2 protein-coding genes and 1 pseudogene are annotated in these 3153 nt (G+C 43.7%); all 3 read left to right on the plus strand.

Annotation, left to right across the window (positions count from 1 at the left end):
• Window positions 1-315: 315 nt before the first annotated feature.
• Window positions 316-488: pseudogene (locus tag P0108_RS07045) on the plus strand (DUF7678 domain-containing protein).
• A 122-nt stretch (window positions 489-610) separates the two neighbouring features.
• Window positions 611-2203, plus strand: coding sequence for a terminase large subunit (locus P0108_RS07050; RefSeq protein ID WP_473730928.1), 1593 nt, complete (start codon window positions 611-613; stop codon window positions 2201-2203).
• A gap of 11 nt (window positions 2204-2214) precedes the next feature.
• Window positions 2215-3153: phage portal protein (locus P0108_RS07055; RefSeq protein WP_473730929.1), on the plus strand; the 939-nt coding region annotated here is incomplete at its 3' end.

A 3153-nucleotide genomic window follows, 5' to 3' on the forward strand; every position in this document is an offset into this window, starting at 1 on the left:
GCTCACGAGGAGCTTTGGAAGGTAAGCGGAGGAAAACTAAACGATACGGAGTTTGAACTGTTTGCGGATGCTGAAACCTTGGACAAGGATATTCAAAAAGCTTATCAAGCGATTCAACAAGCAAGAAGCTAAAAAGAAAAATTGGTTAAACCAAAGAAAAATCGTGGAAATACCTGCGATTTTTTCTCGTTTACGGCTTGCTATTCTGTGCTTTTAGAGTGATATATAGTACTAACAAAAAACACAGAAAAAGGAGAAAAAATCATGTGGGAACAAGATACGCTTAGAGTAGAAGATCAGGTTGTAAGCTACAGTATGAAGGTTTTTGAAGAGCCAAGCGAATATGGGATTAACCAGGGAAAATTTCCAAGCTTACTTTGAAAAACAATAACAAGGTTATCGCAAACTATGATAGAGGCTGGGACATTATGCCAACAGGCAAGCTTGCAAACGAGGCTTTAGAAATGATCCTTGACGCAAGAAACTAGAAACTTTAAGTTTAGTTAAAAGTAGCAGGGCTTTTTAGGCCCTGTTTCTCGTAGGAAAGATAAGAAATGATGTGGACGCTGAAGGCGTCTTTTTTTATGCCTAAAGAAAGGAGGAGCTTAAGTTGCAAGCGTACGAGGTTACTAAGTTTAAAAAAGAAGATTCAACGTATAGTAAGGATTTAGCGGATTATGCCGTGAGTTTTATCGAATGTTTAACACACACTAAGGGAACGTGGGCTGGTAAGCCTTTTAAGCTCCTTGACTGGCAGGAGCAGATTATCAGGGACTTGTTTGGCGTGGTGAAACCGAATGGTTACCGTCAGTTTAATACTGCTTATATTGAAATACCTAAGAAGATGGGTAAAAGTGAGCTTGCCGCGGCAGTGGCACTGCTTTTATGCTGTGGGGATAATGAGGAGCGTGCCGAGGTTTATGGTTGTGCGGCGGACCGTCAGCAGGCAACAATCGTGTTTGACGTGGCGGCGGACATGGTTAGAATGTGTCCGGCTCTTAATCGTAGGGTTAAAATTTTAGCTTCGCAAAAACGTATTATTTTCCTACCAACTAACAGTTTCTACCAAGTTTTATCGGCTGAAGCTTACTCTAAACACGGTTTTAACATTCACGGTGTCGTGTTTGATGAGCTTCACACGCAGCCAAACCGTAAACTTTTTGACGTGATGACTAAAGGCTCCGGGGATGCTCGCATGCAGCCACTATATTTTCTGATTACCACAGCCGGTACGGATACGCATTCTATCTGCTATGAGACGCATCAGAAAGCAGTGGATATTCTCGAAGGTAGAAAAATTGACCCAACTTTTTACCCAGTGATTTATGGTGCAAAAGATTCGGATGATTGGACGGATCCTAAGGTGTGGAAGAAAGCTAATCCTTCTCTTGGGGTGACGGTTCAAATGGAGAAAGTTAAGGCTGCTTTCGAGTCAGCCCGCCAGAATCCTGGTGAAGAGAATGCTTTCCGTCAGCTTCGTCTTAACCAGTGGGTGAAACAGTCTATTCGTTGGATGCCGATGGAAAAATGGGATGCTTGCGGTTTTCAGGTGAACGAAGAAGAACTCGAGGGCAGGGTCTGCTATGGGGGTCTTGACCTTTCAAGCACCACTGATCTTACGGCTTTTTCGCTTGTGTTTCCGCCTTTAGATGAGTCGGATAAGTTTCGCATCCTACCATATTTTTGGGTGCCTGAAGAAACCTTGAGTTTACGAGTGAAACGAGACCACGTGCCGTATGACGTGTGGGAAAAACAAGGGTTTATTAAAACTACGGAAGGAAACGTTGTTCACTATGGGTTTATTGAAAAATTCATCGAAACTTTAGGTGAACGTTTCAATATTCGTGAGATTGCTTTCGACCGTTGGGGCGCGGTACAAATGGTGCAAAACCTTGAAAACATGGGGTTTACCGTGGTTCCGTTCGGACAGGGATTCAAGGATATGAGTCCGCCTACCAAGGAGCTTATGAAGCTTACACTCGAGCAGAAAATCGCACACGCAGGGCATCCGGTGCTTCGCTGGAACATGGATAACATTTTCATCCGCACCGATCCTGCCGGAAACATTAAGGCAGATAAGGAAAAATCAACCGAGAAAATCGACGGTGCTATCGCCACCATTATGGCGCTTGACCGTGCTATCAGATGCGGTAACGCGAACACGGAGAGCGTGTATGACGCTCGAGGAATCCTATTCATGTAATAAGGAGGGTCATGAATATTTTTAGTAAGATTTTTAAGAGTAGAGATAAGCCTGAGAATCGTTTTAACTTGAATGCTCAAAGGTTTATTAGTGGCATGTCTTCTTCGGGTAAGAGGGTGAATGAGCGTTCGGCGATGCAGATGACGGCGGTTTACTCTTGTGTGCGTATTTTGTCTGAGGCGGTGGCGAGTCTGCCGCTTCACGTGTATGAGCGGACGAGTACGGGTACGGCTAAAGCGGTTAAACATCCTTTATATAAGGTGCTTCATGATGAGCCGAATCTTGAAATGACAAGCTTCGTGTTTAGAGAAACCTTGATGACGCATCTACTGTTATGGGGTAATGCTTACGCGCAGATTATTCGAAACGGTAAAGGCGAGGTTTTAGGCTTATACCCTTTAATGCCTGATCGTATGAGAGTTGACCGGGATGAGAGTGGTCAAATTTTTTACGAGTATACGTTAAATGATAGTGATGTTTTAGCGGGTAAAGAAACGAGTGTGAAACTTAAGCCTTTTGATGTGCTTCATATTCCCGGTCTTGGTTTTGACGGGCTTGTTGGCTATTCGCCTATTGCGATGGCAAAAAATGCTATCGGTATGGCGATAGCTACGGAAGAGTATGGTGCATCGTTTTTCGCTAACGGTGCTACACCAAGCGGCATCTTGGAATACCCCGGTACAGTAAAAGATCCGTCTGGTATGAGGGATAGTTGGAATAAGGGGTTCTCGGGTTCTAATTCGCATAAGATAGCGATTTTAGAGGAAGGCATGAAGTATACGCCTATTTCTATTTCGCCTAACGAAGCACAGTTTCTTGAGACTCGTAAGTTTCAGATTAACGAGATCGCTCGTATTTTTAGAGTCCCACCACACATGGTTGGTGATTTGGAAAAATCAAGTTTTTCTAATATTGAGCAGCAGTCGCTGGAGTTTGTGAAATACACGCTT

The organism is Gardnerella sp. c10Ua_244 (assembly GCF_055818055.1).